We start from the raw sequence: 26,343 nt of genomic DNA on the forward strand, positions 1-26,343 counted from the left end.
GCTGGTCGCTCTGCTCGGGCGGGCAGTCCCCGAGTTCAAGGATTGTCTTTCACGAAATCGATCGAGGCTGAGTTGATGCAGAAACGCTCTCCTGTCGGCTCGGGGCCGTCCGGGAAGACGTGGCCGAGGTGGCTGCCGCATTTGTTGCACCTCACCTCGACCCGCACCATGCCGTGGCTGCTGTCCACAACGCGCTCGATGACTTCGCTGTTGACCGGCGCCCAGTAGCTCGGCCAGCCGCAGCCGGCGTCGAACTTGGTGTCGGCCTCGAACAGCGGCGTGCCGCAGCCGATGCAGTTGTAGTGGCCGTCCTGGAAGTGGTCCCAGTATTTGCCGGTGAAGGCGCGCTCGGTGGCCGCGTGGCGAGCGACCTGGTACTGCATGGAGTCCAGTTGCGCGCGCCATTCGTCATCGGTCTTCTGGACGGAGTAGGTCTTGCTGGTGTCGTGTTGGCTCATGATGAACAGGAGACTTCGAGGTGCTGGGCCCAGTCGGGCGGCAGGGCCGCGTCGCTGGGAAGAGCGGGTTCGTCGAACGGGCGGCTCAAAACTTTCAGCAGCCGTTCGATCTCCGTGAAATCGCCCCCTTGGGCGGCGCGGATGGCGCCCTCGGCGAGGTGGTTGCGCAGCACGACGGCCGGGTTGACGGCCAGCATGCGGGCCTCGGCATCCGGCGCGGTGCGTTGGCGCCAGCGCGCCAGCCAGGCGTCCAGGGCCTCGCGGTCGATGAAAAGGTCGCGCAGCGGTTCGGGCGTGGCCAGCGCGCGCGACAGGCGGCGAAAGCTCTGCGTGAAGTCGGCGCGCGATGCCGCCATCAGCTTCAGGAAGTCGTCGGCCAGCGCCTGGTCGCCGTCTTGCGCGCCATCCAGGCCGAGCTTGTCGCGCAGCCGGCCGAGCATGGCGGTGGCAAAGCGGCCGCGGTAGGCTTCGACTGCCTCCAGCAGGCGCTCGCCGGCCGCCTCCTGCTCGCCGTCCAGCAGCGGCACGAAGGCCTGCGCCAGCGCGTGCAGATTCCAGAAAGCCACGGCAGGCTGGCGGGCATAGGCGTAGCGGCCGCGGTCGTCGCTGTGGTTGCAGACGTGGCCGGGGTCGAAGGCATCCATGAAGCCGAACGGGCCGTAGTCCAGCGTCAGGCCGAGCATGGACATGTTGTCCGTGTTCATGACGCCATGGCAGAAGCCGACGGATTGCCAATGCGCGATGAGGTCAGCCGTTTGCAGGGACACCTTCTCCAGCAGCGCCACGGCGGGCTCGGGCGCGTCAGCGCATTCGGGTGCGTGGTGTGCGATGAACCAGTCCGTCAGGCGGCGCAGTGCGTCGAGCTGGTCGTGATGGGCGAAATGCTCGAAATGGCCGAAGCGCACGAAGCTGGGCGCGACGCGCGTCACGACCGCCGCCGTCTCGACCGTCTCGCGGATGACGGGCAGGCGCGAACCGGTGATGCACAGCGCCCGCGTCGTCGGCACGCCGAGTGCGGCCATGGCTTCGGAGCACAGGAATTCGCGGACGGACGAGCGCAGCACCGCGCGGCCATCGCCGCGGCGGGAGTAGGGCGTCTGGCCGCCACCCTTGAGCTGCAGTTCCTGCGGGCCGGCGGGCGTGTCGACCTCGCCCAGCCACAGCGCGCGGCCGTCGCCCAACTGGCCGGCCCAGACGCCGAACTGGTGGCCGCTGTAGACCGATGCAAGCGGCCGCATGCCGGGCCAGGCGGTGTTGCCGGAGAAGGCGGCGAGGGCCTGCGGTTGCTCTGTCCAGCCGCCGGGCAAACCCAGCAGTCGTGCGCAGGCGGGGCTCTGCGCTACCCAGTGCGGGTCGGGCAGGCCTTGGGCTGGCAGTTCGGTGAAGAAGTCAGGCCCCAGGTCGGCGAAGCGGTTGGTCCAGGCAAGACCGTCGAGCGGATTCATCGCCCCAGTTTAGTGAGGGCCTCATTTACCTCGCTGACCCGGGTGTTTCCCCGGGGGCTGAGGGTCGCGGTTGTGACGTTTGGGTGTTGGAACCGGGGGCTAGACTGGGTCGATAAGACCGCCAGGAGACAACCATGGCATTGATGGGCCGGATGATGTCGGATCCGCTGCTGATCTCGTCGCTGCTGAAGCACGCCGAGCGGCATTCGGGCGAGACCGAGATCGTTAGCAAGCGGGTCGAGGGAGACCTGCACCGCAGCAATTGGCGCGAGGTGGCGCGCCGCTCCCGCCAGGCCGCGCAGGCCTTCGCACGCTTGGGGCTTGAGCCCGGAGACCGGGTGGGCACGCTGGCCTGGAACGGCCATCGCCACATGGAGATCTACTACGGCGCTTCGGGCTCGGGGCTGGTCTGCCACACCATCAATCCGCGCCTCTTCCCCGAGCAGATCATCTGGATCGCGAGCGACGCCGATGATCGCGTGCTGTGCTTCGACGCGACCTTCCTACCCTTGGTCGAGAAGATTGCGCCTGCGCTCAAGAGCGTGAAGCACTTCGTGCTGATGACGTCCCGCGCTCACATGCCGGCGAGCACGGGCATCCCGAATCTGCTGTGCTTCGACGACTTGCTGGCCGCCGAGACCGGCGACTACGTCTGGCCGCAGTTCGACGAGAACACCGCCTCCAGCATCTGTTACACGTCCGGCACCACGGGCAATCCCAAGGGCGCCGTCTACAGCCACCGCTCCACGGTGCTGCACGCCTATGCCGCGGCGCTGCCGGATGCGATGGACTGCTCCGGTCGCGACGTCATCCTGCCCGTCGTGCCGATGTTCCATGTGAACGCCTGGGGTCTGCCCTACAGCGCGGCCATCGTCGGTTGCAAGTTCGTGCTGCCCGGGCCGCACCTGGACGGCAAGAGCCTCTTCGACCTCTTCGAGGGCGAGAAGGTCAGCTTCAGCGCCGGTGTGCCCACCGTCTGGCTGGGCCTGCTGAACTACGTGAAGGCCAACAACCTCAAGTTCTCGACCTTCAAGCGCACCGTCATCGGCGGCGCGGCCTGCCCGCCGGCGATGATGAAGTCGCTGCAGCAGGACTTCGGCATCGAGGTCATCCACGCCTGGGGCATGACGGAAATGTCGCCGCTGGGCACGCTGTCCAAGCTGACGACGCGCCAGCTCGACCTGCCGGCTGAACAGCAGCAGCGCCTGCTGGAGAAGCAGGGCCGCGTCGTCTACGGCGTGGACATGGCCATCGTCGACGACGAGGGCCGCTCGCTGCCCTGGGACGGCCAGAGTTCGGGCAACCTCGTCGTGCGCGGCCACTGGGTCATCTCCCGCTACTTCAACCACGACGAGTCGCCGCTGGTCAGCGTGGATGGCGAGCCCGGCTGGTTCCCGACCGGCGACGTGGCCACCATCGATGCCGATGGCTTCATGCAGATCACCGACCGCAGCAAGGACGTCATCAAGTCCGGCGGCGAGTGGATCAGCTCCATCGACCTGGAAAACGTGGCGATGTCGCACCCGGCCGTTCACGAGGCCGCCGTCATCGCTGCCAAGCATCCCAAGTGGGACGAGCGGCCGTTGCTCGTCGTCGTGAAGAAGCCCGATGCCGCGCTGACGCGCGAGGAGTTGCTGGCCTTCTATGAGGGTCGCATCGCCAAATGGCAGATTCCCGATGACGTGGTCTTCGTGACCGAGATTCCGCACACCGCCACCGGCAAGGTGCAGAAGCTCAAGTTGCGCGACCAGTTCCTGAGCCACAAGCTCCCGACGACCTGAGCGTCTGGGGTAAGCCCGGGACTGTGCAGCAGCCAGGCTGGATTAACTTCCGTTCACATTCAGACCCACAACAGGAGACAAGCATGCTCGACAACACTTCGACCCGCTCCCCACTGCGCCTCATCGCAGCTGCAGCGTTGGTGCTGGCATCCGCCGGCGCCCAGGCGCAGAAGGGCGAGACGGTCAAGCTGGCCTATATCGACGCACTCTCCGGCCTGATGGGCCCGGTGGGCCAGAACCAGGTCAAGACCTTCCAGTTCCTCGGCGAGAAGTTCAACAAGAGCAACCCCGCGGGCGTGAAGTTCGAGATCGTCACCTTCGACAACAAGCTGAGCCCCGCCGAGTCGCTGAACCTGCTGAAGGCCGCGGCCGACCAGGGCATCCGCTACATCATGCAGGGCAACGGCTCCAGCGTCGCGCTGGCACTGAGCGACGCCGTCAGCAAGCACAACGAGCGCAACCCGGGCAAGGAAATCGTCTACCTGAACTACTCGGCGGTGGACCCCGACCTGACGAACAGCAAGTGCAGTTACTGGCACTTCCGCTTCGACGCCGACACCTCCATGAAGATGGAAGCGCTGACCACCTTCATGAAGGACCAGGCCGACGTCAAGAAGGTCTTCCTGCTGAACCAGAACTACGCGCACGGCCACCAGGTCGCCAAGTACGCCAAGGAAATGCTGGCCCGCAAGCGCCCCGACGTGCAGATCGTTGGCGAAGACCTGCACCCGCTCGCCCAGGTGCGTGACTTCGCACCCTACGTGGCCAAGATCAAGGCCAGCGGCGCCGACACCGTCATCACCGGCAACTGGGGCTCGGACCTGGCCCTGCTCGTCAAGGCCGCCAACGAGGCCGGCTACAACGGCAAGTTCTTCACCTACTACACCGGCGTGACCGGCACGCCGACGGCCCTGGGCACGGGTGGCGCCGGCCGCGTCTTCCAGGTGGCCTACAGCCACTACAACATGGGCGGCGAGGCACAGAAGAACGCCGACGAGTACAACAAGAAGTTCAACGACGACATGTACACGCTCAGCGTGCAGCACATCTACACGCTGCTGAGCCAGGCCATGGCCAATGCCAAGTCGACCGACCCGGTCAAGGTCGCGGCGGCGCTCGAAGGCTTGACGGTCAAGAGCTTCAACGGCGAAGTGACGATGCGCAAGACGGACCACCAGCTGCAACAGGCGCTGTTCATCTCGGTCTGGCAAAAGGCCGATGCGAAGTACCCCTACAGCCCCGAGAAGACGGGCATGACGCTGGCGCCGGTGAAGCAGTACGAGAGCTATGTGTCCTCGACGCCGACGTCCTGCCAAATGAAGCGGCCCGGCTAAGCCGTTTTGCTGCTGCGCGAGCCGATCTCGGGCTCGTGATGCTCGCCGTACGGTAGTACGGCTGTGCGTCCCGAACCCGACCTCGGCCCGCTCGCGACGCAATCCGGCTCAGCCCGGAGCGTGGTTTCGCTGAGGATCGAGTTTTGGATCAAGTCTTCATCAGTCTGCTGAACGGCCTGTCGTCCGGCCTGCTGCTCTTCATGCTCAGCTCTGGCCTGACGCTGATCTTCAGCATGATGGGCGTGCTGAACTTCGCCCACGCCAGCTTCTACATGGTGGGCGCCTACGTCGCCTATTCGCTGGTGGGCGTGCTGGGCTTCTGGCCGGCCTTGCTGCTGGCGCCGTTGCTGGTCGGCGTGATGGGGGCGGGCTTCGAGCGGCTGGCGCTGCGCCGGGTGCACAAGTTCGGGCATGTGCCCGAGTTGCTGATCACCTTCGGCCTGTCGTACGTGATCCTCGAGCTGGTGCAGCTGGTCTGGGGCCGCACGGCGGTGCCGTTCACGCCGCCGCCCGAGCTGCAGGGCTCCGCGTTCACGATCATTTCGCACCCCGTGCAAGGCATGTCGCTGGCACTGGGCAAGGCCGCGCCGGAGCTGTGCACGGCGGCGCTGTGCTCCACCTTCCCGCTGACACGGGCGTTCATGATGCTGGTGGCCCTGCTGATGCTGCTGGCGCTGTGGCTGCTGCTGACGCGCACCCGCGTGGGCCTGGTCATCCAGGCCTCGCTGACCCATCCCGAGATGGTGGAGGCGCTGGGCCACAACGTGCCGCGTGTGCTGATGCTGGTGTTCGGCAGCGGTTGCGCGCTGGCGGCGCTGGCCGGTGTCATCGGCGGCATCACCTTCGTGACCGAACCCAACATGGCCATCATCGTGGGCTCCATCATCTTCGTGGTGGTGGTGGTGGGCGGCATCGGCTCGCTGGCGGGTGCCTTCGTCGGCTCGCTGGTCATCGGCCTGCTGCAGACGTTGCCGTTGACCGTCGACGGATCGCTGGCATCCGTGCTGACGTCCATGGGCATGACGGTCACGCCCGAGACGCCCGGTTATCCGGTGCTGCGCCTCGCGCTGAAGGACGTGGCGCAGATCCTGCCGTACCTGCTGATGGTGCTGATCCTGATCTTCCGGCCCAAGGGCCTCCTGGGCACGCGAGAAGACTGATGAGCAAGCCCACCTTCTTCGAGTTCAAGCCCTACAACGTCGGGCGTTGGATCGTCTGGGGCATGTTCGCCCTGATCCTCATCGTCGCCCCGCGCATCTGGACCACGGGCCTGGCGCAGACCATGCTCACGCAGATGGGCATCGGCGTCATCGCCTGCCTGGCTTACAACATCCTGCTGGGCCAGGGCGGCATGCTCAGCTTCGGCCACGCGGTCTACAGCGGCATGGGCGCCTTCCTGGCCATCCACACGCTCAACATGGCCAGCCACGGCACCTGGAACATCCCGGTCAGCCTGATCCCGCTGGTCGGCGGCGTTGCCGGCCTGGTGTTCGCGGCGCTGCTGGGCTATGTGTCCACCAAGAAGGCCGGAACGCCCTTCGCGATGATCACGCTGGGCATCGGCGAGCTGGTGTTCGCGCTGGCGCTGATGCTGCCCGAGTTCTCTGGCGGCGAGGGCGGCGTGTCCAGCAACCGCGTCATCGGCAAGCCGCTGATGGGCATCAGCTTCGGGCCGCAGATTCAGGTCTACTACCTCGTCGCCGTTTATTGCTTCATCTGCACGGCCGCGATGTTCGCGCTGACGCGCACGCCGCTGGGCCGCATGCTGAACGCGGTGCGTGACAACCCCGAGCGGGTCGAGTTCATCGGCTACGACACGCACTGGGTGCGCTTCATGGCCTTCACCATCTCGGGCTTCTTTGCCGGCATTGCCGGGGGCCTGGGCGCCATCAACACCGAGATCGTCAATGGCGAGGTGCTGCACGCGTCGCGCTCCGGGGCCTATCTGCTGTTCACCTTCCTGGGCGGCGCCACCTTCTTCTTCGGGCCGGTCATCGGCGCGGTGCTGATGGTGTTTGCGGGCGTGCTGCTGTCGGAGCTGACCAGCGCGTGGCTGCTCTACCTGGGCCTGGTCTTCCTCTTCATGGTGATGTACGCGCCCGGCGGCGTGGCCAGCCTGATCCTGATGAACCTGCGCGTGGCGGCCTTCGGCAAGCTCAAGAAGCTCTGGACGTCCTACCTCGCGCTGGCCGGTACCGCACTGGCCGCACTGGTGGGCGCGGCGGCCATGATCGAGATGGTCTACCACCGCCAGTTGAACGAGGCCCTGGGCCCCGAGATGCGCTTCATGGGTGCGACGCTGAACAGCGCCGGCGTGGATGCCTGGTTCGGCTCGGCACTGCTGCTGGTTGTCGGCGTCGCGATGTTCGAACTGGTGCGCCGCAGCTACGTCCACGAGTGGGGCGAGATCCAGGAAGACATCGAAAAGGAAATCAAGCGGAGGGAGGCGCTGTGAGCACAACACCATCCACCTTCGCGGTCGAGTTGCGCGGCGTGCGCAAGAGCTTCGGCAAGAGCGAGATCATCCGTGGCGCCAACCTGGCTGTGCAGGCCGGCGAGCGCGTGGCCATCATCGGCCCCAACGGTGCGGGCAAGAGCACGCTGTTCAACCTGATCAGCGGCCGCTTCGCGCCGACCTCGGGCGAGATCCATCTGCACGGCCAGCGCATCGACGGCAAGAAGCCCTACGAGATCAACCGCCTAGGCCTGTCGCGCAGCTTCCAGGTGTCCAACCTGTTCACGCGCTTGAGCGTGTTCGAGAACATCCGTTGCGCCGTGCTGTGGAGCCTGGGCCACCGCTACGCGTTCTGGAAGTTCCTGGCCGACCTCGACGACGCCAACGACCGCACCGAGCAGATCCTCGAGATGATCAAGCTCGACAAGAAACGCGACGTGCTGGCCATGAACCTGACCTACGCCGAGGCGCGGGCGCTGGAGATCGGCATCACCATCGCCGGCGGCGCCAGCGTCATCCTGCTGGACGAGCCCACGGCAGGCATGAGCAAGAGCGAGACCAAGCGCTTCATCCAGCTGATCCGTGACGTGACGGTTGGCAAGACCCTGCTGACCGTGGAGCACGACATGGGCGTTGTCTTCGGCCTGGCCGACAAGATCGCCGTGCTCGTCTACGGCGAAGTCATCGCCTTCGACGTGCCCGATGCGGTGCGCGCGAATGCGCGAGTGCAGGAGGCCTACCTGGGCTCCGTGCTCGCAGAAACCCAGGCGGCAGCGGCATGAGCGAAGGTCGCGTTCTCAAGCTGGACAACGTCCACGCCTTCTACGGCAAGAGCCATGTGCTGCACGGCGTGAGCATGGAGGTCAAGCCGGGCGAGATCGTCAGCCTGCTGGGCCGCAACGGCGCCGGCCGCTCCACGACGGTCAAGACCATCATGGGCCAGGTCGACGCCAAGGGCTCGGTGCGCTGGGGCGACACCGAACTGGTCGGCCGCAAGGCCTACGAGATTGCCCACCTCGGCCTGGGCTATGTGCCCGAGAACCGCGACATCTTCCCCAAGCTGACGGTGCACCAGAACCTGATGCTGGGCGAGAAGAAGGCTGGCGCGAAGAATGTGCGCTGGAGCTTCGACGACATGTACCGCATGTTTCCGCGGCTCAAGGAGCGCCAGCACACCGAGGCCGGCGTGCTGTCGGGCGGCGAGCAGCAGATGCTGACGCTGTGCCGCACGCTGATGGGCGACCCTGATCTCATCATGATCGACGAACCCACCGAGGGCCTGGCGCCCAAGATCGTCGAGCTGGTGGCCGAGTACCTGAAGGCGCTGAAGGACCGCGGCATCGCGGTCCTGCTCGTCGAGCAGAAGCTGGCCATCGCGATGGAGATTTCCGAGCGTTGCTACGTGATGGGCCACGGCCGCATCGTCTTTGAGGGCTCGCCCGCGGAGTTGCGCGCCAACGCCTACATCCGCAAGGAGTGGCTGGAGGTGTGATGCCGGCCCCTCTCGCGGGGCCGACATCACGCGCCTTGCCGAACTGCCAGGCTGCGCTGGGCGGCCTCGGCCAGCTCGGTGCCGGTGAACCCTGCTTCCGGAAACACCGCTTCGCCCATGGCCACGGCCAGGTAGGCCAGGTGGCCTTCCAGCTCGTAGGCCCCCGTCAGCGTCTGCCTGAGCCTGGGTGCCACCACCGCTGCTTCCGCGCTGCCGGCACCGGGCAGCAGCACGGCAAAGCCCTGCTCGCCCACCTGCACCACCTCGTCGGTGCCGCGCACGCGGTTGCGCACGCGCAGGCTCGCCGTGCGCAGCAGTTCGGCTGTCACGTCGGTGGCCTCGGCGCCCGGCGAGGGCAGGGGGTCGAGCTCGATCCACAGCATGGCCAGCTGCTCGCCGGCGCGCCGGCAACGCGCCAGCCGCCGCGACAGGTAGGGTGCAAGCTCGGCGAGCGACCCCACCAGCGGCAGCGCGGGCGCGTAGCCATCGCGGCCGTCGGGGCAGGCATCTTGCGGGACGAGGTGGGTGACGGACATGGGCGGCTCCAGGAGGTCTGGCCTGCGCCCGCCGGTGGTGCGGCGCAACGAGGCCTTCAATCTCTAAGAACGCAGCCCCGCGCCGCAACCCGACATCGCCCCGAAAAAATCTCTCGACACCGCCTGACGCCCGCGTTTGCACTGCCCGTGCGGACCCGCGCGGGCGGCTAGAGTGCGGCCGGTGCAAGAGATCACCCAATTGCTGAAGGCCGCCCAAGCCGGCGACCGCGCCGCTGCCGACCAGGTGGTGGCCCGGCTGTACGCCGACCTCCAGCGCATGGCCCGCAGCCACATGCGGCGCTCCGGCGACCTCACCTTGCTGGACACCCAGGCCCTGGTGCACGAGGCCTGGCTGCGCCTGGAAGGCGTGCCGGGCGCGGACTTCCCCGATCGGCGCCACTTCCTGGCCTATGTGGCGCGTGCCATGCGCAGCGTGGTCATCGACCTCGTGCGGTCCCGCCAGGCCGAGCGCCGCGGCGGTGGCTTGCAGGCGCTGACGCTGAACACCGCCGTGGCCGAGCTGGCCCCGCAGGACGAAGACCATGTGCTGCGCGTGCACGAGGCGCTGGACGAGCTGGCACAGCTGGAGCCGCGACTGGCCCAGGTGGTGGAGATGCGCTACTTCGGCGGCCTGCTGGAGCAGGAGATCGCCCAGGCCCTGGGCGTGACCGAGCGCACCGTGCAGCGCGACTGGCAGAAGGCCAAGCTCTTTCTTGCGATGAGCCTGAAGGCATGACTTTTTCGGCTAAGCAACGCTGGCTGGCCCTGAGCCCGCTGCTGGATGAGCTGCTGGACCTGGACGCCGACGCCCGCGCGCAGCGCCTGGACGCGCTGTCGACCCAGGACGCTGCACTCGCCGACGAATTGCGCGCCCTGCTGCAACAGGACCAGGCGTTGAGTGACCAGGGCTTCCTGGACCGCCCGGTGGCCGAGGCCCTGCAACTCGGCGCGGCGCCCGAGGCCATCGAGGTGGCCGGCATGACGATTGGCGCCTACCGCCTGGAGCGCGAGCTGGGCCAGGGCGGCATGGGCAGCGTCTGGACGGCACAGCGGGCGGACGGCCGCTTCGAGGGCCGCGTCGCGGTGAAGTTCCTCAAGGCCGGGCTGTTTGCGGCGGGAGACGCGGGTCGTTTCGCTCGCGAGGGCCAGATCCTTGCGCGCCTGGCCCACCCGCACATCGCGCGGCTGCTCGATGCCGGCGTCGAGCAGGGCCAGCCCTACCTCGTGCTGGAGTACGTGGACGGCCAGCCCATCGACGCGTACTGCCGCGAGCGCGGCCTCGGCATCGAGGCGCGCGTGCGCCTCTTCCTCGACGTGCTGGCCGCCGTGGGCCATGCGCATGCCCGCCTCATCCTGCACCGCGACCTCAAGCCCGGCAACATCCTCGTCACCCGCGAAGGCGAGGTGAAGCTGCTGGACTTCGGCATCGCCAAGCTGCTGGACGACGCAGGGCAGGGCGCTGCAAACACCGAGCTCACGCAGCTGGCCGGCCACGCCTACACGCCGCAGTACGCTGCGCCCGAGCAGGTGCAGCAGGCCGAAGTGACGACGGCGACCGATGTCTACGCGCTGGGCGTGCTGCTCTACCGGCTGCTCGGCGGTGGGCATCCCACAGTGGCCGACACCGAGATGCGGCTGGACCTGCTCAAGGCCATCGTCGAGCAGGTGCCCCGCCGGTTGTCGGAGGCCGCTGCGCGGGGCGATGACCTGAGCCTGTCTCGCCAGGCCCGCCAGCTGCGCGGCGACCTGGACACCATCGTGGCCAAGGCCCTGAAGAAGCAGCCGGCCGACCGCTACGTCAATGCCGAAGGCGTGGCCGCCGACCTGCGCCGCTGGCTGGCCCACGAACCCATCAGCGCGCGGCCCGACAGCCGGCTCTACGTGCTGGGCCGCTTCGTGCGCCGCCACCGGCTCGCCGTGGCGGCGGGCTCGGCGGCGGTGCTATTGCTGCTGGCGGCCACCACCAGCAGTCTGCTGCAGGCGCGGCGCGCCGAAGCCGCCGAGCAGCAGGCCCAGGCCCGGCGACAGCAGGCGGAGGACCTGCTCAGCTACATGCTCGGCGAGTTCGCCGACAAGCTGCGCCCCATCGGCCGGCTGGAGCTGCTCGACAGCGTGGGCAGCAAGGCCTTGAGCTTTCTTGCGCAGAACCCCGATGCCGCGGGGGCTGAGCGCCTGCAACGCGCCAAGGCCCTGACCGTCATCGGCGAGGTGCGTGTGTCCAAGCGCGAGCTGGAAGCCGCCATCGAGCCGCTGCAGGCCGCCGGCGCGCTGTTGCAGGGCAACCCGCCCGAGCCGGCACTGGCCGCCGACTGGCGCAAGGCCCAGGGCGCAGCGGCCTTCTGGCTGGGGCATGTCCACTACACCCAGCGCAGGTTCGAGCCGGCACAGCAGGCCTGGCTGCGTTACCGCGCCATCAGCGAGCAGTGGCTGCAGGCCTCGCCGCAGGACGGCCAGGCGCGGGTCGAGCTGTCCTACGCCGAGAACAGCCTGGGCTCGCTAGCCCTGGCCCAGGGGCGCCTGCCGGACGCGGAGCGGGCGTTCCGCCAGTCCCTGGCCCTGAAGGAGCAGGTGCTGCAGGCCCGCCCCGACGACGCCACGCTGCAGGGCGACTGGGCCGACAGCGCCAGCTGGCTGGGCACCACGCTGAACCGTGCCGGCCGCCTGCGCAGCGCGATCGCGTTGTATGAGAACGCGCTGACCCGGTTGCTGGTTTTGCGCGAGGCCCATCCCGACGACCTGGGCTGGCTCAGCCACGAGGTGAACTACCGCTTCTTCCTGGGCATGGCGCTGCACGACCTGGGCGACGCCCGCGCGGCCGCCCAGTTGCAGCAGGCCGACACCAGCGCCCAGGCCTTGACCCGTGGCGACCCCAGCAACCGCAGCTGGGCCTTCATTGCCATCGAGGCCAGCGCCGAGCGGCTCAAGCTGCCCGGCCTGGACGCCTCGGCCCGGGCGCGCCAGGCCCAGGCCCTGCTGGCCCGGCTCGATGGCCTGCGCCCCGGCAAGGGGCCGCTGGACAGCTGGTTGCCGCGTCAGGTCAAGCTGCTGGAGCAGACCCTGCCGCCGAGCTGCCAGCCCGAGCAGTGCCGCAGCCTGGATGGGCCACTGGCACAGGCCGACCAGCGGCTGGCCACCGCGCTGCCGCGCAGCCCGGGCAACCAGCAGCTGCTCAATGCCCGCGTGCTGCTGGCCCAGTTGCGGGCCGGCCTGTTGCAGGCCGATCCGGCGGCCGCCCAGGCGCAGTGCCAGCTGGCGGCCGGCCTGCTGGCCGGCCAGCCCGGCTGGCTGCAGGTGCATGCCGAATTGACGAGGCGCTGGCTGCGCGTGCAGGAATGCCTGAATCCGCAGGCGGCTGCTCAGCCGGCGCTGGCGGCCGCGCGAGACTGGCTGCAGCAGCAGCGCGAGCGCTGAGGCCCGCGACCTCGGTGTCGCGCCATCACCCTCCAGTCTCAGGAACCGACATGTCCTATGTATCGCCCTATGCCGTCACCGTGACCAGCACCATCGGTGGCCTGGCCCAATGCAGCTACACCGACGCCAATGGCACCGCGGTGCCGCCCGGCGTGCCGCTGACCACCAGCACGCCCGAGGGGCAAGCTGGCGAGCTGCAGTTCAACTTTGTCGAGAGCCAGAACCTGCGCCTGGTTGGCGCGGTGGTGAAAACAGTCGGCAACGACCCCGAGCTCGGCTCCCACAACTACCTGGGCGCCACGCGTGATGCCGATGCGGGCCTGGACGGTGTCACCGTTCCCTGGGGAGTGAATCTGTACACGCTGCGTGGCGTGGTGCTGATGTTTGCCCAGGTCGACGCCAATGGCGACATGGTGAACTTCTTCCCCAGCGCCGACCCGCAGGTCAAGAACACCGACGCCGACTGAGCGAGCGCTCGGCTCTACGGCTCTACGGCAGATCCAGGCCGGTGAGGCGCTGGTAGTGCTTGCGCAGGAAATGGGCGGCGAGGCTGGTGTCGCTGCCCACGCGTTCGCCGATGTAGAGCTCCTGGCGGCGCTCGGCGATCTGCGTGCGCAGCCGTGCGGCCATGATGTCCAGCGGGCGCATGCCGCCCCCCTCGGCCCGCTCGACGGCGATGCGGAGTTCGTGCATCTGCTGGGCCTGCAGCATGGCCATCTGCGCCTGCACGACGCGAATGCGGCCCTGCACGAGGTGCTCGCACAGCCCCAGCCAGGCGCGCACGGCATCAGCCGGGCCGCCAATGACTTTCTCGGGTAGTTCGCCGGCCGCGAGCAGCAGGGTTTCCAGCTTGTGGCGGTCGCCGCTGGCGTAGGCATCGTTGACGACCATCATGCGTTGCTCGCAGACATCCCGCTCCGGGCCTTGCGGCGCGAGGTCGGGGTGAAAGCGCATCGCCGCGCGCCGGTACAGCGTCTTCAGGCTGGGCGGCGGCAGGTCGGTCATCGGCCCCGTGGGTTCGGGCGGCAGCGGCGTCGCGTCGGGCAGGGCAGGGACCTCGGGCCAGGCCTTGGCGCGCGGCGACGTGGATGCCGGCGTATCCACACCCTGGCGCTTCAGCGCCTCGGACAGCAGGGCCGTGGCCTGGTGGAGCTGGGTTTCCAGCTCGGTGAGCTCGAGCATCAGCGGGCCGAGGGCTTCGAGGTAGCGGTGCCGAAAGCCCAGCAGCTTGGCGCGGGCGCCGTCGTGGTCGGCTTCCAGTACGGCGAGGTAGCGCTGCAGATCCTGCAGTTGTTCGCGTCGCCGCGTCAGCTCGTGCCTCGTGATTGCCATGCTTGCCATGGGCCTCAATTCTGCCTGCGCCAGACGTAAAAACAGCCCGCGAACGGGCTGTTGTGTACCGGATTTACCTGGGTGTTACTGAGATGCAGCCGAGGCAGGCAGCTCTGCGGTGCTGGCTGCCGGTGCGACAGCGGCGACTGGGGTCGCCACGGCCTCCGGCGCCTTGCTGCCGGCCGTCATCGGCAGCAGCGGCACGATCAGCAGCGCCACGATGTTGATGATCTTGATCAGCGGGTTCACGGCCGGGCCGGCGGTGTCCTTGTAGGGGTCGCCCACGGTGTCGCCGGTGACGGCGGCCTTGTGCGCCTCCGAGCCCTTCTTGTGCAGCACGCCCTTGTCATCGGTGAAGCCTTCTTCGATCAGCTTCTTGGCGTTGTCCCAGGCGCCACCGCCGGTGCACATCGAGATGCCCACGAAGAGGCCGGTCACGATGGTGCCCATCAGCAGGCCGCCCAGTGCCGCCGGGCCGAGGATGAGACCCACCAGGATGGGCGCCACCACGGGCAGCAGCGACGGCACGATCATTTCCTTGATGGCCGCCGTGGTCAGCATGTCGACCGCCGCGCTGTAGTCGGGCTTGCGCTTGCCGGCCATGATGGCGCCGTCGGCGAACTGCTTGCGCACTTCCACGACGACCGCACCTGCCGCGCGGCCCACCGCTTCCATCGCCATCGCGGCGAACAGGAAGGGGATCAAGCCGCCCAGGAAGAGGCCCAGGATGACCTTGTGGTCGGACAGCGAGAAGACCTCGTGCATGCCGCGCGCTTCCAGCGCGTGCGTGTAGTCGGCAAACAGTACCAGTGCGGCCAGGCCGGCGGAGCCGATGGCGTAGCCCTTGGTCACGGCCTTGGTCGTGTTGCCCACGGCGTCCAGCGGGTCGGTGACGTCGCGCACGCTGGCGGGCAGCTCGGCCATCTCGGCAATGCCGCCGGCGTTGTCGGTGATGGGGCCATAGGCGTCCAGCGCCACGACGATGCCGGCCATGCTCAGCATGGACGTGGCGGCCACGGCGATGCCGTAGAGGCCAGCCAGCGCGAAGGCCGCGTAGATGGCCGCGCAGACGAAGAGCACCGGGAAAGCGGTGGACTTCATCGACACGCCCAGGCCCGCGATGACGTTGGTGCCGTGCCCGGTGGTGGACGCTTGCGCGACGTGCTGCACCGGGTGGTACTGGGTGCCGGTGTAGTACTCGGTGATCCAGACCATGGCTGCCGTCAGCACCAGGCCCACCGTGCAGGCGCCGAACAACGCCATTGCGCTGGTGGTGCCGCCCTTGGTCAGCTCGATGGGGCCGGGGAACATCGCCTTGGTGACGAAGAAGAAGGCGATCAGGCTCAGCACGCCGGCCACGATCAGGCCCTTGTACAGCGCTGGCATCACGTTCTTCATGCCGGGGCTGGCCTTGACGAAGTAGCAGCCGATGATGGAGGCAATGATGGAGACACCGCCCAGAGCCAGCGGGTAGACGACGCCGGCCAGCGCGCTGCTGCCGGTGATCATCAGCGCGCCCAGCGCCATCGCGGCGATCAGCGTGACCGCGTAGGTCTCGAACAGGTCGGCCGCCATGCCGGCGCAATCGCCGACGTTGTCGCCCACGTTGTCGGCGATCACGGCCGGGTTGCGCGGGTCATCCTCGGGGATGCCGGCTTCGACCTTGCCCACCAGGTCGGCGCCCACGTCGGCGCCCTTGGTGAAGATGCCGCCGCCCAGGCGCGCAAAGATCGAGATCAGCGATGAGCCGAAGGCCAGGCCCAGCATGGGCTTGAGCGCCGCGCTGTCATGCCCGCCGCCGATGGCCATATAGAAGCCGCCCACGCCCAGCAGGCCCAGGCCCACCACCAGCATGCCGGTGATGGCGCCGCCCTTGAAGGCTACATCCAGCGCCGGGCCGATGCCCTTGGAGGCCGCCTGCGCGGTGCGCACGTTGGCGCGCACCGAGATGTTCATGCCGATGAAGCCGCAGATGCCCGACAGCACTGCGCCGATGACGAAGCCAACGGCCGTCGTCATGCCCAGCCCGGACACCGCGATGGCGATGGCCAGCACGACGCCGACGATGCCGATGGTGCGGTACTGCCGGCCCAGGTAGGCGGCGGCACCTTGCTGGATCGCCGTGGCGATCTCCTGCATGCGGGCGTTGCCGGCATCCTGGCTCAGGATCCAGCTTCGTTGAATGAAGCCATAAAGAACGGCCGCGAGGCCGCAGGCCAGCGCGAAGTACAGCGCCATTTCCGTCGACATGTATGAGTCTCCTGTTCAGCGTGTCATCTATGGCCCGCGGCAGGGTATGCCTCGGGCTCGGCGGCCGAGCTTAAGGGCCGGGTTTGGGGCGGAGCTTGCGCGTTTACCAGCGATGTTCGGGAAACCTAGAATGCGGGTTTTCCTCCACAAAAAACGACGACCATGAGCCTGCACAACGTGACCCCCGGCGCCAAGGTGCCTGACGAGTTCAACGTCATCATCGAGATCCCGATGAATGCCGACCCGATCAAGTACGAGGTCGACAAGGAGAGCGGCGCACTGTTCGTCGATCGCTTTCTCACGACGCCTATGTACTACCCGTGCAACTACGGGTACATCCCCAGGACGCTGGCGGACGACGGCGACCCGGTCGACGTGCTCGTCATCACCCCCTTCGCGCTGACGCCCGGCGTCGTCGTGACCTGCCGCCCCCTGGGCGTGCTGATGATGGACGACGAGGCCGGCGGCGACGCCAAGCTGCTCGCCGTGCCCACCAGCAAGATCCTGCCGATGTACGACCACTGGCAGAAGATCGAGGACGTGAACCCGGCCCGCCTGTCGGCCATCCAGCACTTCTTCGAGCATTACAAGGATCTGGAGAAGGGCAAGTGGGTCAAGGTCAAGGGCTGGGAAGGCTCCGAGAAGGCCAAGTCTGAGATCACCGAAGGCCTGGCCAATTACGCCAAAGAGCAGCAGAAGTAAGCGGTTCGCCGAAACCGAGAAGAGCGCCAGGGCTTGCCCGAGGCGCTCTTTTTCATGGCGCCATGGCCGGGCCGAAACGCTCGGCGAACAAGGCGGCGGCGTTGACCGGCTTGTAGAGCACGGCGTCGAACTGCCCCGCCAGTGCGGGCGCGGGCGGGTGGTCGACGAGGGCGATGCAGCGGCGCGCGGGCGCACCCTCGCGCCATTGCTGCAGCCGCGCAAGGCCCACCGCGTCCAGCAAGCCGGGGTCGCACAGCAGGAGATCTGCGGGCGGCAGGGTCGCGTCTGCCGCGAGCCGCTGCACCTCCACGTTGGCAGCGAACAGCAGCTCGGCGACCCGGTCGGCGTGGGCCAGCGGCGCGTCGATCAGCAGCGCCAGCATGTCTTGCGAGGCGGCTTCGATCGGTGGCACGGCGTCGGTTGGCATCAGCACCTCGTCGGCCCGGCCCTCGGGCAGTGGCAGTTCGAATACGAAGCGGCTGCCTTCGCCGATGGCACTGCGCAGCTCGATGCGCGCGCCCATGGCTTCGACGATGTGCTTGGCCACAGCCAGGCCCAGGCCCGAGCCGCCCTCATGGGGCCGACCCTCCTGCGGCGGAGCCTGCCAGAAGGGCTCGAACAGGCGGGCCTGGTCTTCCGGCGCGATGCCGCTGCCGGTGTCGGCCACTTCGAAGCGCCAGACTCCAGGTGAGGTGCTGCCGGGCACGACGCGCAGTTCGATCAGGCCGCCTGCGGTGAACTTGGCGGCGTTGGACATGAGGTTGAGCAGCACCTGGCGCAGGCGCTTGGCGTCCACCAGCACCACGGCGGGCAGGTCAGGGTCGATGTGCGCTTGAAAGCGGTTGTGGCGCTGGCTTGCCAGCAGCTCGCCCTGCTCGGCCAGCGCCAGCAGCAGGCCGTGGATATAAAGCGGCGCGGGCACGAGATCGAGCTCCTGCAGCTCGCCGCGCGAGAACTCAACCAGTTCGTCGATCAGCGCCAGCTGGTAGCCCACGCTCTGCTGCACGCTGGCGCGCAACTGCTGGTCGCGGCGGCCGCCGCCGCCGAGCAGGCGCAAGTAGCTCACCGTCGCGGCCAGCGGTGCGCGCAGGTCGTGGCCGATGAAGGCCAGCAGGCGGCTGCGCTGCTGGTGCTGGCTGCGGGCCTCCTGCAGCGCGTCTCGCAGCTCCCCGGTGCGCTGCGCCACTTGCTGCTCCAGCTCCTGGCTGCGTGCGGCCCGCTCCTGCAGCAGCTGCGCCTGCGCGGCCAGCTCGGCACGGCGCTGCTGTACCACCTGTTGCACCAGGGCCATCAACAGGATCAGGTGCGACAGCAGCAGCACGACGGGCGTGGTCAGCCACATCACCGGCCCCAGCTCCAGCCAGCCCAGCACGTAGGCGTAACGCGGCAACGCGCCCAGCACCGTGGACGCCGTCACCAGCGCGGCCCAGCCGGCCAGCGGCAGGCGCCGCCACCAGGCCCAGCTGGTCAGCACCAGCGTCAGCAGGCTGCACAGCCCCGTCAGGGCATTGACGAGCGGGGCCATGGCCTTGTAGTCGCCCCAGAGGGCCGTCAACAGCGCGACGGCGATGGCCAGCCACGCGGCGGTCAGCGCCCAGCGCAGCGCGGCCGTGGTGCGGCGCAGCGGCAGGATGGCGGCCACGGCCAGCGAATTCAGCAACTGCGCCACGCCCATCAACACCACCAGGCTGCGCGGCGCCCAGCCAGTGGCGTTGGGCCACAGGTACTGGAAGCTCAGGCCATGCAGGCTCAGCTCGTAAAGGCCGTAGGCCGCCACCGAGCCCGCCATCAGCGCGAAGGCCGCCCGGCGCCAGAAGAAGAACAGCAGCAGATAGCCAGCGGCGGCCAGCATCTGGTTGCCGGCCAGCACGGCAATGGCCAGGGTGGTGTCGCGGTTTTCAGCGGAGCAGTCGCGCGGCCGGCACAGCAGCGCGTCGAAGGAGGCGTAGGTGCGGCCCGACTCGCGCAGCATCAGGCGTAGCGGCCGGCCCGGCTCGGGGCGCAGCTCGAAGCTCACGTCGCTGGTGTCCAGCGGCCATTGCGCGTGCGGCACCAGCAGGCCGGCTTGCGCGTAGCGCCATTGCCCGTCGGGCGCCTGGACCCACAGCTGAGCGTGTTCGATGCGCGTCAGCGTCATCACCAGCCAGAGCGTCTCCGGCTGGGCGTTGGCGGGCAGCTCCAGCCGTGCCCACAGCGCCGTGCGCGTGTAGCCCGGCGTGCGCAGCCGGCCGGTTGGCTGGTGGGGCTTGAACTCGTCGGCCCGCGCCTGCACGTCAGCCAGCGTCAAGGCCCCGCCGGGGTCTTCGAGCAGGTGCCAGGCTGGCCGAGGTGCCGGCTGCGCGTGCAGCGGCGCCCAGGCCGCCAGCGTCAACGCGATACAGAAGAACCGGTACAGCCAGCGCCGCATCAAGACCCGCCGCCGCCGTCGCGCTGCAGCTGGCGCCAGGCCTGCGGTGTCAACCCCAGGCGCTCGCGGAAGGCGGTGGAGAAATTGGCCGTGTTGGCAAAGCCCACGTCCAGCGCGATGTCCTGCACGCTCATGGGCGTGGCGGCCAGCATCTGGCAGCCGACGCGGATGCGCTCTTCACTGATGAAGCCCGACACCGTCAGCCCCAGGTGCTTGCGAAACAGCGTGGACAGGCGGCGCTCGCTCAGCCCCACCCGCTCGGCCATCTCGCCCACGGAGGGCAGGGTGGCCAATTGCTCGCCGATGAGCCGCGTGGCCGCGTTCACGAAGGCCAGCTCCGGGTCGCACGCGGCCGGCCGGCCGCGTGCTGCCGTGGCGCGGGGCAGGTGCACATAGACACGGGCCAGCACCTCATCGGCCAGAAAAGGCTTGCCGATGTAGTCCACCGCGCCCAGGCGCAGGCCATCCAGCCGTTGCTGCGCATTCGCCTGGGCGGACAGGAAGATCACTGGGATGTCGCGCGTGGCCGCGTCGGCCTTCAACAGCCTGCACACCGCGTGGCCGTCCATGCCGGACATCACCAGGTCCAGCAGGATCAGGTCCGGCCGCTGTGCCTGCGCACGGTGAAAGCCCGACACGCCGTCGGTGGCATGCAGCAGCCGGTACTGGCGCGCCAGCAGTTCCGACAGCTGGCGCAGCTGCTCCGGCGCATCGTCGATCAGCAGCAGGCGCGCCGCACCGGGTGGGGCTTGCGGTTCGTCGATTGAGGCGGGAGGGGCGGCGCTCATCGGCCGGCATTGTTGGGCCCAACGCGCGGGCGGCGCCGGCTTTATTTGCGCCTGTCAGGCTCCGCTCAGCGGCGTGCATGGCCGAGCCCTGGCCGGCCGAGGCGGCGCCGCGCCATGAAGCCCATCATGCCGACGAGGCCCAGCGTGAACTGCGCCCAGCTGGCCAGCTCGGGCACGGCCGCCACGTCGCCCACCAGATGCAGCTGTACGTCGGCCAGCGCGCCGACGTAGCCGCCGGCATTGCTGCCGACGGCGTGCAGCGTGATGACCTCGTCGAAGTGACCGGCCAGCAGGCCATTGAAACCGATCTGCAGGCCGCCCTGGCTGTCGCCTGCGGCAAGGCCGGCGATATCACCGAAGCCGTTCAGGCTGAAGTGCGAACTGGCCGTGCCAAGGTCGAACTTGAGGCTCAGCAGGTCCGCCAGGCCGGGCGCCAGGTTGCCGATCATCAGCTCGGCACCGACCGCATTGGCGCCTTGGCTGAGCGTGCCGAAGTTCAGCGTGTAGGCCGTGCCACTGCCCGAGAAGCTGCCGGCGCCGCCGAGCTTGCCCAGGCCCAACTCGGCGTAGTGGTTGACCTGGGCCGTCAGGGCCACCTGCTGGCTGCCGAGGCCGAGGTCGCTCATGTCGGCGTTCTGGCTGAAGAAGGCCAGCGTGGCTGCGCCGTTGAAGACGCCCGCCTGCGCGGTGTTCAGCTTGACCTGGAGGCTGCTGTCTTGCTGACCTGCTGCCAGGCCGTTCAGGCTGCCGCTCATGGCAAAGCCGCTGCTGCCGGTGGCCGTGGCCCGCAGCACGTCGTTGAGCGCAGCCGTCGTGGCGGCATTGCTGACCGTGATGCCTTGCGCCGAGACGGCGTCGCCCACGTGGACGATGCCGAAGTCCAGCGTGCTGGTACCCAACTGGGCCATGGCCGGCGCGTAGACCTTGCCGCCGCTGATGCTCAGCGTCTGGCCTGCCACGTTGTCGAAGTTGTTGACGATGGCCAGCGACTGGCCCGTCAGCCCGGTGCTGGCGCCGGTCGGGGTGTAGCTGAGGTTATAGCCGCCGCTTGAGCCGCCGGCAGCCACGGCGCCCCAGTTCTGCGCCGTGACGCCGCTGCCGCTCAGCGAGGACGATGTGATGCCACCGGTCTGGATGGCGCCGCGCAGGCTCGCGCCGTTGCCCACGTTGTTGATCGTGAAGCTGGTCGTGAATGGCGTGTCGCCGACGCGCATGCTCGGCAGCGCCAGCACGGCATTGGCCGTGTTGCCGAGCTGGATGAGGTTGCCCGACAGGGTCTGCTGCACGCTGCCTGTTGCCAGGATCTGGCCACTGCCGGTGACGCCGGCGCGGCGGTTGAAGGCATTGCCCGAGCCCGCGGCGCCGTTGATGTAGTCCTGGGCGACGCTGACGTTGCGTGTCCCCAGGTTCAGCCCGCCCTGCAGGTCCAGCGTCTTGACGGTGCTGTTGGCCTCCACGGCCAGGGTGGCGCCGGCCTCGATGATCACGGGCGCGTTCGCGCTGTTGATGCCCGCGATGGCCGTCAACACGCCGCCGTTGACTCGCACGGTGCCGATGCCGGTGACGGCCTTCACCAGCGTGCCGTAGCCGCTCACCGTGCCGGCGTTGCTGATGCCGCTGTTGAAGGTGCCGCCTGCCATCTGCAGCGTGGCGTTGGCTTGGTTGGTCAAGCTGCTGGTGAAGCTGCTGCCCGTACCCACGGTAATCTGGCCGCGATTCAAGAAGCCGGTATCCGATTGCGTGAACGTCGCGCCGTTGAGCAGGGTGAAGCTCCCGTTGTTGTTGCCGAAGGACTTCAAGGGGTTGTCGTTATTGGCGTTCAGCAGGCCTGCATTGCTGCCGTCCAGCGTGATCGCCGCGCTGTTGCCGATCAGATAGCCGATGGGCAGCTTCAGCTTGGAGAAGCCCCTGACGATGTAGCTGCCACCGGTGAGCGAGTTGCCGGTGAAGCTCGCGCCCGATAACGGCGCCTGGACGTCGAGCGTGCCGGCGCTCACCTCCAGCGTGCCGCTGTTGGTGAAGATGAAGCCGGAGATGGTCGTCTTGCCTGTGCCGCTCTTGGTGTAGCTCGCGCCGGCGCTGTGGGTGAAGTTGGGCTGGGACGCGCCGCCACTGAGGCTCGCGTCGAAGGTGTTCTGGTCGGCGAAGCTGGCGCCGCTGATCAGCGTGATGCCGCCGTTGGCCGTGATGCCGGCGTTGTCTGTCCAGCTGCTGGCGCCGCCCAGCTCCAGCAGGCGACCGGTCACGGTCTTGGGGCTGGCGCCCCTGATGTTCAGCCCGCCGTTGAAGCTGATCTTTGCCGAGCCGTTGATCGCGCCGCCGCTCCAGGTGGAGAGCTGGGCCACCGTCACGACGCCGGTTCCGGCCAGGGTGCCCGCACTCCAGTCCAGCTTGTTGTCGAGGGTGGTGGCCGCATTGAATGCCAGCGTGGCGCCAATCGCGGCGCTGAAGCGGCCACTGCCGCTGACCGTCCCGTTCAGGCTCAGCGTGCCCTTGCTTACCGCCACCGTGCCGTCGTTGGTGAAGCCGGTGTAGAAGGCGGTTTCGTTCGCCTCGTACTTGGTGTAGCTGGCGCCGGCCTTGTTGACGAAGGTCTTGTTGCCCGGGCCGCTGGTGGTGAACTGGGCCGAGCTGGTGGTCCGGTCCTCGAAGATGCCGGTGTTCGTCAGCAGCGCGTCGTTCGTGAACGAGATGGGGCCGCCGCTCCAGGTGGTGGTGCCGGCCAGCGTCACGCTGCGATGGTCGAGGTCTTTGGGCTGCGCGCCGCTGAGGGTCAGCCCGCCGCTGAAGCTGGTGCTGCCCGTGTCGAGCATCTTTCCACCGGTCCAGGTGGACGGGCCCGTCACCGTCAGGGCGCCGGTGCCGGACAAGTTGCCCGTGGTCCAGTCCAGCTTGCTGATGGTGGAAGCGGCGTTGAAGGCCAGCGTGCCGAGGCTGGAGGTCACGCTGAAGACGCCGTTGCCGTCGGCGGCAGCGTTCAGCGCCAGGGTGCCCTTGCTGACCGTCAGCGCGCCATTGTTGGTAAAGGCGGCGTTGATGCTGGTCGTGCCCGCGCCGGTCTTGCTGTAGGTGCCGCCGCTCTCGTTGATGAAGCGGTCGCCCGTGCCGAGCTCGTCGATGCGGGCCGTGACGGCGTTCTGGTCGTCGAAGCTGCCGAAGTTGCTCAGCGACCCGCTGGCGATCGCGATCACGCCGTTGCCGCTCCAGGTGGTGGGGCCGTGCATCAGCAGGTTGGCTCCGCTCAGGGTCTTCGTGCCGGCCCCGCTGAACGCCAGCCCGTTGACGCTGACGCTGCCGCCACTGCTGAGCTCGCCAGCGGTCCAGGTGCTGGTGCCGGACACCTTCATCGGGCCTAGAACGAAGAAGCGGCCGCCGCTGAGGCTGAAGCCGCCGATGTCGGCGGCCGGCGACATGACCAGCGTCCCCGTGCCGCCGACGGCGATGCGGCCATTGCCGGCGTAGTCGCCGCCGAAATTGCTGCCCAGGAACATCAGGCCGTTGTTCACCGTCAAGGTGCCGTTGTTGGTGAGGGGGGCCGCGATGCTGGTCGTGCCCGCGCCGCTCTTGGTGTAGCTGGCACCGGCCTTGATGACGAGGGCGCTGCCCGCGCCGCTGCTGGAGATGGCGTTGCTGAGGCTGTTCTGGTCTTCGAAGCTGCCACCGATGCTCAGCACGGCGCCGTTGAACAACGTGATGACGCCGTCATTGCTCCAGCTGCTGGCGCCGGCCAGATTCAGGCTGCGTCCGTCCGTCACCATGCTGGCGCCGCTGAATGCAAGGCCCTGGTTGAAGGTGGCGCTGCCCGGGCCGCTCATGCGCCCGTCCGTCCAGCTGGAGGCATTGCCGACGTTCAGCGCGCCGGCGCCGGTCAGTTCGCCACCGTTCAGGCTCAGGCTGCCGATGCTGATGCCCACATTGGGCAGCATCGCGAGGTTCAACGTGCCACCACTCACGAGCATCTTGCCGTTGCCGAAAAAGGCGCTGCCGACGCTGGTCGTGCCCGTGCCACTCTTGAGGTAGCTGCCATTGTTGGTGAAGCCGGCCGGCACGCTGACCGGGCCGCTGTTCTGGTCGTCGAAGCTACCGTTGTTGGTCAGCATCGAGCCGTTGAGGACCGAGATGGCACCGTTGTCGCTCCAGGTGCTGCTGCCCGCCAGGATCAGGGAGCGGGCGTCCAGGGTCTTGGTGGCACTGCCGCTGATCGCCAGTTGGCCGTTGAAGGTGGTGGTGGGCCCGACCTTCATCGTGCCCGCCGTCCAGCTGGAGGGGCCGTCGACGTTGAGGGCGGCCGCGCCGCCCAGGGTGCCGGCGAGATTGAGGCTGCCGATGGTGGAGGCGCTGCCGAAGTTCAGCGTCGCGCCGCTGGCCACATTGACGCTGCCGGCGCCGCTGACCAAGCCGTTCAGATTCATCGTGCCCGCGCTCAGCGCCAGCGCGCCGGCGTTGTTGACCGGCGTGTTGATGATGGTCGTGCCCGCGCCGCTCTTGAGGTAGGTGCCTCCGACGTACAGGGTTCCGGCCGCGCCGCTGCCGACGAGGAGGCTGGCGCCGATGCTGTTCTGGTCGTCGAAGGTGGAATAAGTCTGGACGATCAACGAAGCGCCATTGGCGATCGTGATGTCGCCGTTGCCGGTCCAGCTGCTGGCCTGGTCCATGATGACGTGGCGCCCATCCACGGTCTTGGCGCCATTGGTGCTGATCGCCAGCCCGCCGCTGAAATCGGCGCTGCCGCTGCCGCCCAGGGTGCCGGCCCACCAGCTGGCGGCATTGGTCACGGTCAGCGCGCTGAAGCCGGTCAGGCTGCTGGGGCTGCCGCTGCTGCTCATCTTGAAGCCGGCCGTCGTGAAATTGCCCGCGGTGATCAACTTCCCGGCGACGTTCAACTGGCCGGCCCAGTTCTGGCCGTTCGCCCAGTTACGGCTCAGGTCGACCGTCGCGTTGCCGTCGATCGTGATGGTGCCGCTGCCGCCGCCCAGCGCCGCGCCGGCCATGTTGAAGGTGCCGCGGCTGAACTCCAGCGTCGCGCCGCTCGCCACATCAAGGCTGCCGCTGCCGCCGCCGCCGTTGTCCAGGATCAGGGTCCCCTTGTTCACCGCCACGCTGCCGGCGTTGGTGAAGGCAATGTTCAGGGTGCTCGCGTTCGTACCGCCGCTCTTGATGAAGCTGCCGTTGTTGACGAACTTGTTGGTGCCGGTGGTACCGGTGGTCAACCTGACGCTGGACGTGTTCAGATCCTGGAAGCTGCCGTTGTTGGTCAGCGTCGCGCTGTCGTTCAGGGTGATATAGGTGTTGCCGACCCAGTTGCTATTGCCGGCCAGTACCAGGTTGCCCTGGTTCAGGGTGCGGGGGGCGTTGAAGCCACCCCCCCCGCCGATCGTCAGACCGCCGTTGAAATTGACGGTGCGCACCCCGTTCACGGTCCCGGAGGTCCAGCTCGACGCACTGCTCGCGGTCACGGTGCCGGATCCGTTGAAGCTGCCGCCGCTCAGGTTCAGGATGCCGACGTTCAGGGCGCCGGCCCCGCTGAACGTACCGCCCGCCATGTTCAAGGTGCCGATGCTGGAGTCGTGCCCGATTTGCAGCGCGCCGTTGCTCAGCTTGATCGCTCCGGTGCCGGCAAAGCTGCGGATCGGCGTCGACGCGACGGAGTTCAGTTCCGAATCGAAGCTGCCGAGCTGCACGTCGTCGCTGCTGCCGGGCAGCAGGCCGCCGATCCAGCTGCCACTGCTGCTCCAGAGGCCACCTGTGGGGCCGGCAAAAATGACTGTGGCGGTCTGCGCGGGACCAGTGCACAGCGCTAGGGCGGCGGCCAGGGCCAGCGGAGTCAAGCGGGTCGCGCGGCGGCGGCTGGCGCCGGCGGCCGGGTTGCGTTGGGGCTGGGTGCAGGAGTTGGGGTTCATCGCGGGCTCGGCTTGGACTTTGGGCCGCGCGATGGTCACCGCACTCCGCTGA

The 26,343-nt window shown here is 68.2% G+C and carries 18 protein-coding genes; 10 read left to right on the forward strand and 8 right to left on the reverse strand.

All coding sequences use genetic code 11. The annotated features are described in order from the left end of the window. Positions 1-35: 35 nt before the first annotated feature. Positions 36-458 carry a peptide-methionine (R)-S-oxide reductase MsrB gene (gene msrB, locus AC07V5_RS13890; RefSeq protein WP_495116266.1) on the reverse strand — a complete coding sequence of 141 codons (423 nt, stop codon included), beginning with the start codon at positions 456-458 and terminating at the stop codon, positions 36-38. Then, positions 455-1,903 carry a protein adenylyltransferase SelO gene (locus tag AC07V5_RS13895; RefSeq protein ID WP_495116267.1) on the reverse strand — a complete coding sequence of 483 codons (1,449 nt, stop codon included), beginning with the start codon at positions 1,901-1,903 and terminating at the stop codon, positions 455-457. Before AC07V5_RS13895 ends, msrB begins: the two co-directional genes overlap by 4 nt. 134 nt (positions 1,904-2,037) lie before the next feature. Here AC07V5_RS13895 and AC07V5_RS13900 point away from each other — a divergent pair, with 134 nt between their 5' ends. The 6 genes from AC07V5_RS13900 (at position 2,038) to AC07V5_RS13925 (ending at position 8,965) form a co-directional block, all read left to right on the forward strand. Then, entirely contained in the window at positions 2,038-3,684 is a 1,647-nt protein-coding gene (locus AC07V5_RS13900; protein WP_495116268.1) for a 3-(methylthio)propionyl-CoA ligase, read from the forward strand. Between the two features lie 83 nt (positions 3,685-3,767). After that, positions 3,768-5,018, forward strand: a complete 1,251-nt coding sequence (locus AC07V5_RS13905) for a branched-chain amino acid ABC transporter substrate-binding protein (RefSeq protein WP_495116269.1) — start codon at positions 3,768-3,770, stop codon at positions 5,016-5,018. 200 nt (positions 5,019-5,218) lie between these two features. Beyond that, positions 5,219-6,178, forward strand: a complete 960-nt coding sequence (locus AC07V5_RS13910; protein WP_495117064.1) for a branched-chain amino acid ABC transporter permease — start codon at positions 5,219-5,221, stop codon at positions 6,176-6,178. Then, positions 6,178-7,473, forward strand: a complete 1,296-nt coding sequence (locus AC07V5_RS13915; RefSeq protein WP_495116270.1) for a branched-chain amino acid ABC transporter permease — start codon at positions 6,178-6,180, stop codon at positions 7,471-7,473. The genes AC07V5_RS13910 and AC07V5_RS13915 overlap by 1 nt, the downstream gene beginning before the upstream one ends. Continuing rightward, on the forward strand, positions 7,470-8,255 hold the full coding sequence (locus AC07V5_RS13920) for an ABC transporter ATP-binding protein (RefSeq protein WP_495116271.1): 786 nt from the start codon (positions 7,470-7,472) through the stop codon (positions 8,253-8,255). The genes AC07V5_RS13915 and AC07V5_RS13920 overlap by 4 nt, the downstream gene beginning before the upstream one ends. Continuing rightward, positions 8,252-8,965, forward strand: a complete 714-nt coding sequence (locus AC07V5_RS13925) for an ABC transporter ATP-binding protein (protein ID WP_495116272.1) — start codon at positions 8,252-8,254, stop codon at positions 8,963-8,965. The genes AC07V5_RS13920 and AC07V5_RS13925 overlap by 4 nt, the downstream gene beginning before the upstream one ends. Before the next feature lie 26 nt (positions 8,966-8,991). On the opposite strand, the gene AC07V5_RS13930 is transcribed toward AC07V5_RS13925, so the two are convergent. Continuing rightward, on the reverse strand, positions 8,992-9,501 hold the full coding sequence (locus AC07V5_RS13930; RefSeq protein ID WP_495116273.1) for a diguanylate cyclase domain-containing protein: 510 nt from the start codon (positions 9,499-9,501) through the stop codon (positions 8,992-8,994). Between the two features lie 181 nt (positions 9,502-9,682). On the opposite strand from AC07V5_RS13930, the gene AC07V5_RS13935 reads away from it, so the two are divergent. From AC07V5_RS13935 to AC07V5_RS13945, 3 genes are read left to right on the forward strand one after another with little or no spacing between them, the layout of a single operon-like run. Then, a complete protein-coding gene (locus tag AC07V5_RS13935; RefSeq protein ID WP_495116274.1) occupies positions 9,683-10,237 on the forward strand; it encodes an ECF-type sigma factor in 555 nt (184 codons plus the stop codon). Next, positions 10,234-12,912, forward strand: a complete 2,679-nt coding sequence (locus AC07V5_RS13940; protein ID WP_495116275.1) for a serine/threonine-protein kinase — start codon at positions 10,234-10,236, stop codon at positions 12,910-12,912. The genes AC07V5_RS13935 and AC07V5_RS13940 overlap by 4 nt, the downstream gene beginning before the upstream one ends. 50 nt (positions 12,913-12,962) lie before the next feature. Beyond that, on the forward strand, positions 12,963-13,379 hold the full coding sequence (locus AC07V5_RS13945) for a hypothetical protein (RefSeq protein WP_495116276.1): 417 nt from the start codon (positions 12,963-12,965) through the stop codon (positions 13,377-13,379). A gap of 22 nt (positions 13,380-13,401) precedes the next feature. Here AC07V5_RS13945 and AC07V5_RS13950 read toward each other — a convergent pair whose 3' ends face one another. Beyond that, on the reverse strand, positions 13,402-14,253 hold the full coding sequence (locus AC07V5_RS13950) for a J domain-containing protein (protein WP_495116277.1): 852 nt from the start codon (positions 14,251-14,253) through the stop codon (positions 13,402-13,404). A 75-nt stretch (positions 14,254-14,328) separates the two neighbouring features. Continuing rightward, a complete protein-coding gene (locus AC07V5_RS13955) occupies positions 14,329-16,494 on the reverse strand; it encodes a sodium-translocating pyrophosphatase (RefSeq protein ID WP_495116278.1) in 2,166 nt (721 codons plus the stop codon). 162 nt (positions 16,495-16,656) lie between these two features. Between AC07V5_RS13955 and ppa the strand changes: the two genes are divergently transcribed. Continuing rightward, positions 16,657-17,196 (forward strand): inorganic diphosphatase, encoded by a 540-nt coding sequence (gene ppa / locus AC07V5_RS13960; RefSeq protein WP_495116279.1) that lies wholly within the window; start codon positions 16,657-16,659, stop codon positions 17,194-17,196. Between the two features lie 52 nt (positions 17,197-17,248). On the opposite strand, the gene AC07V5_RS13965 is transcribed toward ppa, so the two are convergent. The 3 genes from AC07V5_RS13965 to AC07V5_RS13975 form a co-directional block, all read right to left on the reverse strand. After that, a complete protein-coding gene (locus AC07V5_RS13965; RefSeq protein ID WP_495116280.1) occupies positions 17,249-19,603 on the reverse strand; it encodes a sensor histidine kinase in 2,355 nt (784 codons plus the stop codon). Further along, the gene (locus AC07V5_RS13970) at positions 19,603-20,391 is read right to left on the reverse strand and encodes a response regulator transcription factor (protein ID WP_495116281.1); all 789 of its coding nucleotides are present in this window, start codon (positions 20,389-20,391) and stop codon (positions 19,603-19,605) included. Before AC07V5_RS13970 ends, AC07V5_RS13965 begins: the two co-directional genes overlap by 1 nt. 65 nt (positions 20,392-20,456) lie before the next feature. Further along, entirely contained in the window at positions 20,457-26,291 is a 5,835-nt protein-coding gene (locus AC07V5_RS13975) for a choice-of-anchor D domain-containing protein (RefSeq protein ID WP_495116282.1), read from the reverse strand. Between the last annotated feature and the right edge of the window lie 52 nt (positions 26,292-26,343).

The organism is Roseateles sp. GW821-FHT02E12, assembly GCF_059421665.1.

Bases quoted from the DNA above. Each gene is read 5' to 3' on its own strand.
- msrB (WP_495116266.1), bottom strand. From the start codon at position 458: ATGAGCCAACACGACACCAGCAAGACCTACTCCGTCCAGAAGACCGAT.
- AC07V5_RS13895 (WP_495116267.1), bottom strand. From the start codon at position 1,903: ATGAATCCGCTCGACGGTCTTGCCTGGACCAACCGCTTCGCCGACCTG.
- AC07V5_RS13900 (WP_495116268.1), top strand. From the start codon at position 2,038: ATGGCATTGATGGGCCGGATGATGTCGGATCCGCTGCTGATCTCGTCG.
- AC07V5_RS13905 (WP_495116269.1), top strand. From the start codon at position 3,768: ATGCTCGACAACACTTCGACCCGCTCCCCACTGCGCCTCATCGCAGCT.
- AC07V5_RS13910 (WP_495117064.1), top strand. From the start codon at position 5,219: ATGCTCAGCTCTGGCCTGACGCTGATCTTCAGCATGATGGGCGTGCTG.
- AC07V5_RS13915 (WP_495116270.1), top strand. From the start codon at position 6,178: ATGAGCAAGCCCACCTTCTTCGAGTTCAAGCCCTACAACGTCGGGCGT.
- AC07V5_RS13925 (WP_495116272.1), top strand. From the start codon at position 8,252: ATGAGCGAAGGTCGCGTTCTCAAGCTGGACAACGTCCACGCCTTCTAC.
- AC07V5_RS13930 (WP_495116273.1), bottom strand. From the start codon at position 9,501: ATGTCCGTCACCCACCTCGTCCCGCAAGATGCCTGCCCCGACGGCCGC.
- AC07V5_RS13940 (WP_495116275.1), top strand. From the start codon at position 10,234: ATGACTTTTTCGGCTAAGCAACGCTGGCTGGCCCTGAGCCCGCTGCTG.
- AC07V5_RS13945 (WP_495116276.1), top strand. From the start codon at position 12,963: ATGTCCTATGTATCGCCCTATGCCGTCACCGTGACCAGCACCATCGGT.
- AC07V5_RS13950 (WP_495116277.1), bottom strand. From the start codon at position 14,253: ATGGCAAGCATGGCAATCACGAGGCACGAGCTGACGCGGCGACGCGAA.
- AC07V5_RS13955 (WP_495116278.1), bottom strand. From the start codon at position 16,494: ATGTCGACGGAAATGGCGCTGTACTTCGCGCTGGCCTGCGGCCTCGCG.
- ppa (WP_495116279.1), top strand. From the start codon at position 16,657: ATGAGCCTGCACAACGTGACCCCCGGCGCCAAGGTGCCTGACGAGTTC.
- AC07V5_RS13965 (WP_495116280.1), bottom strand. From the start codon at position 19,603: ATGCGGCGCTGGCTGTACCGGTTCTTCTGTATCGCGTTGACGCTGGCG.
- AC07V5_RS13970 (WP_495116281.1), bottom strand. From the start codon at position 20,391: ATGAGCGCCGCCCCTCCCGCCTCAATCGACGAACCGCAAGCCCCACCC.
- AC07V5_RS13975 (WP_495116282.1), bottom strand. From the start codon at position 26,291: ATGAACCCCAACTCCTGCACCCAGCCCCAACGCAACCCGGCCGCCGGC.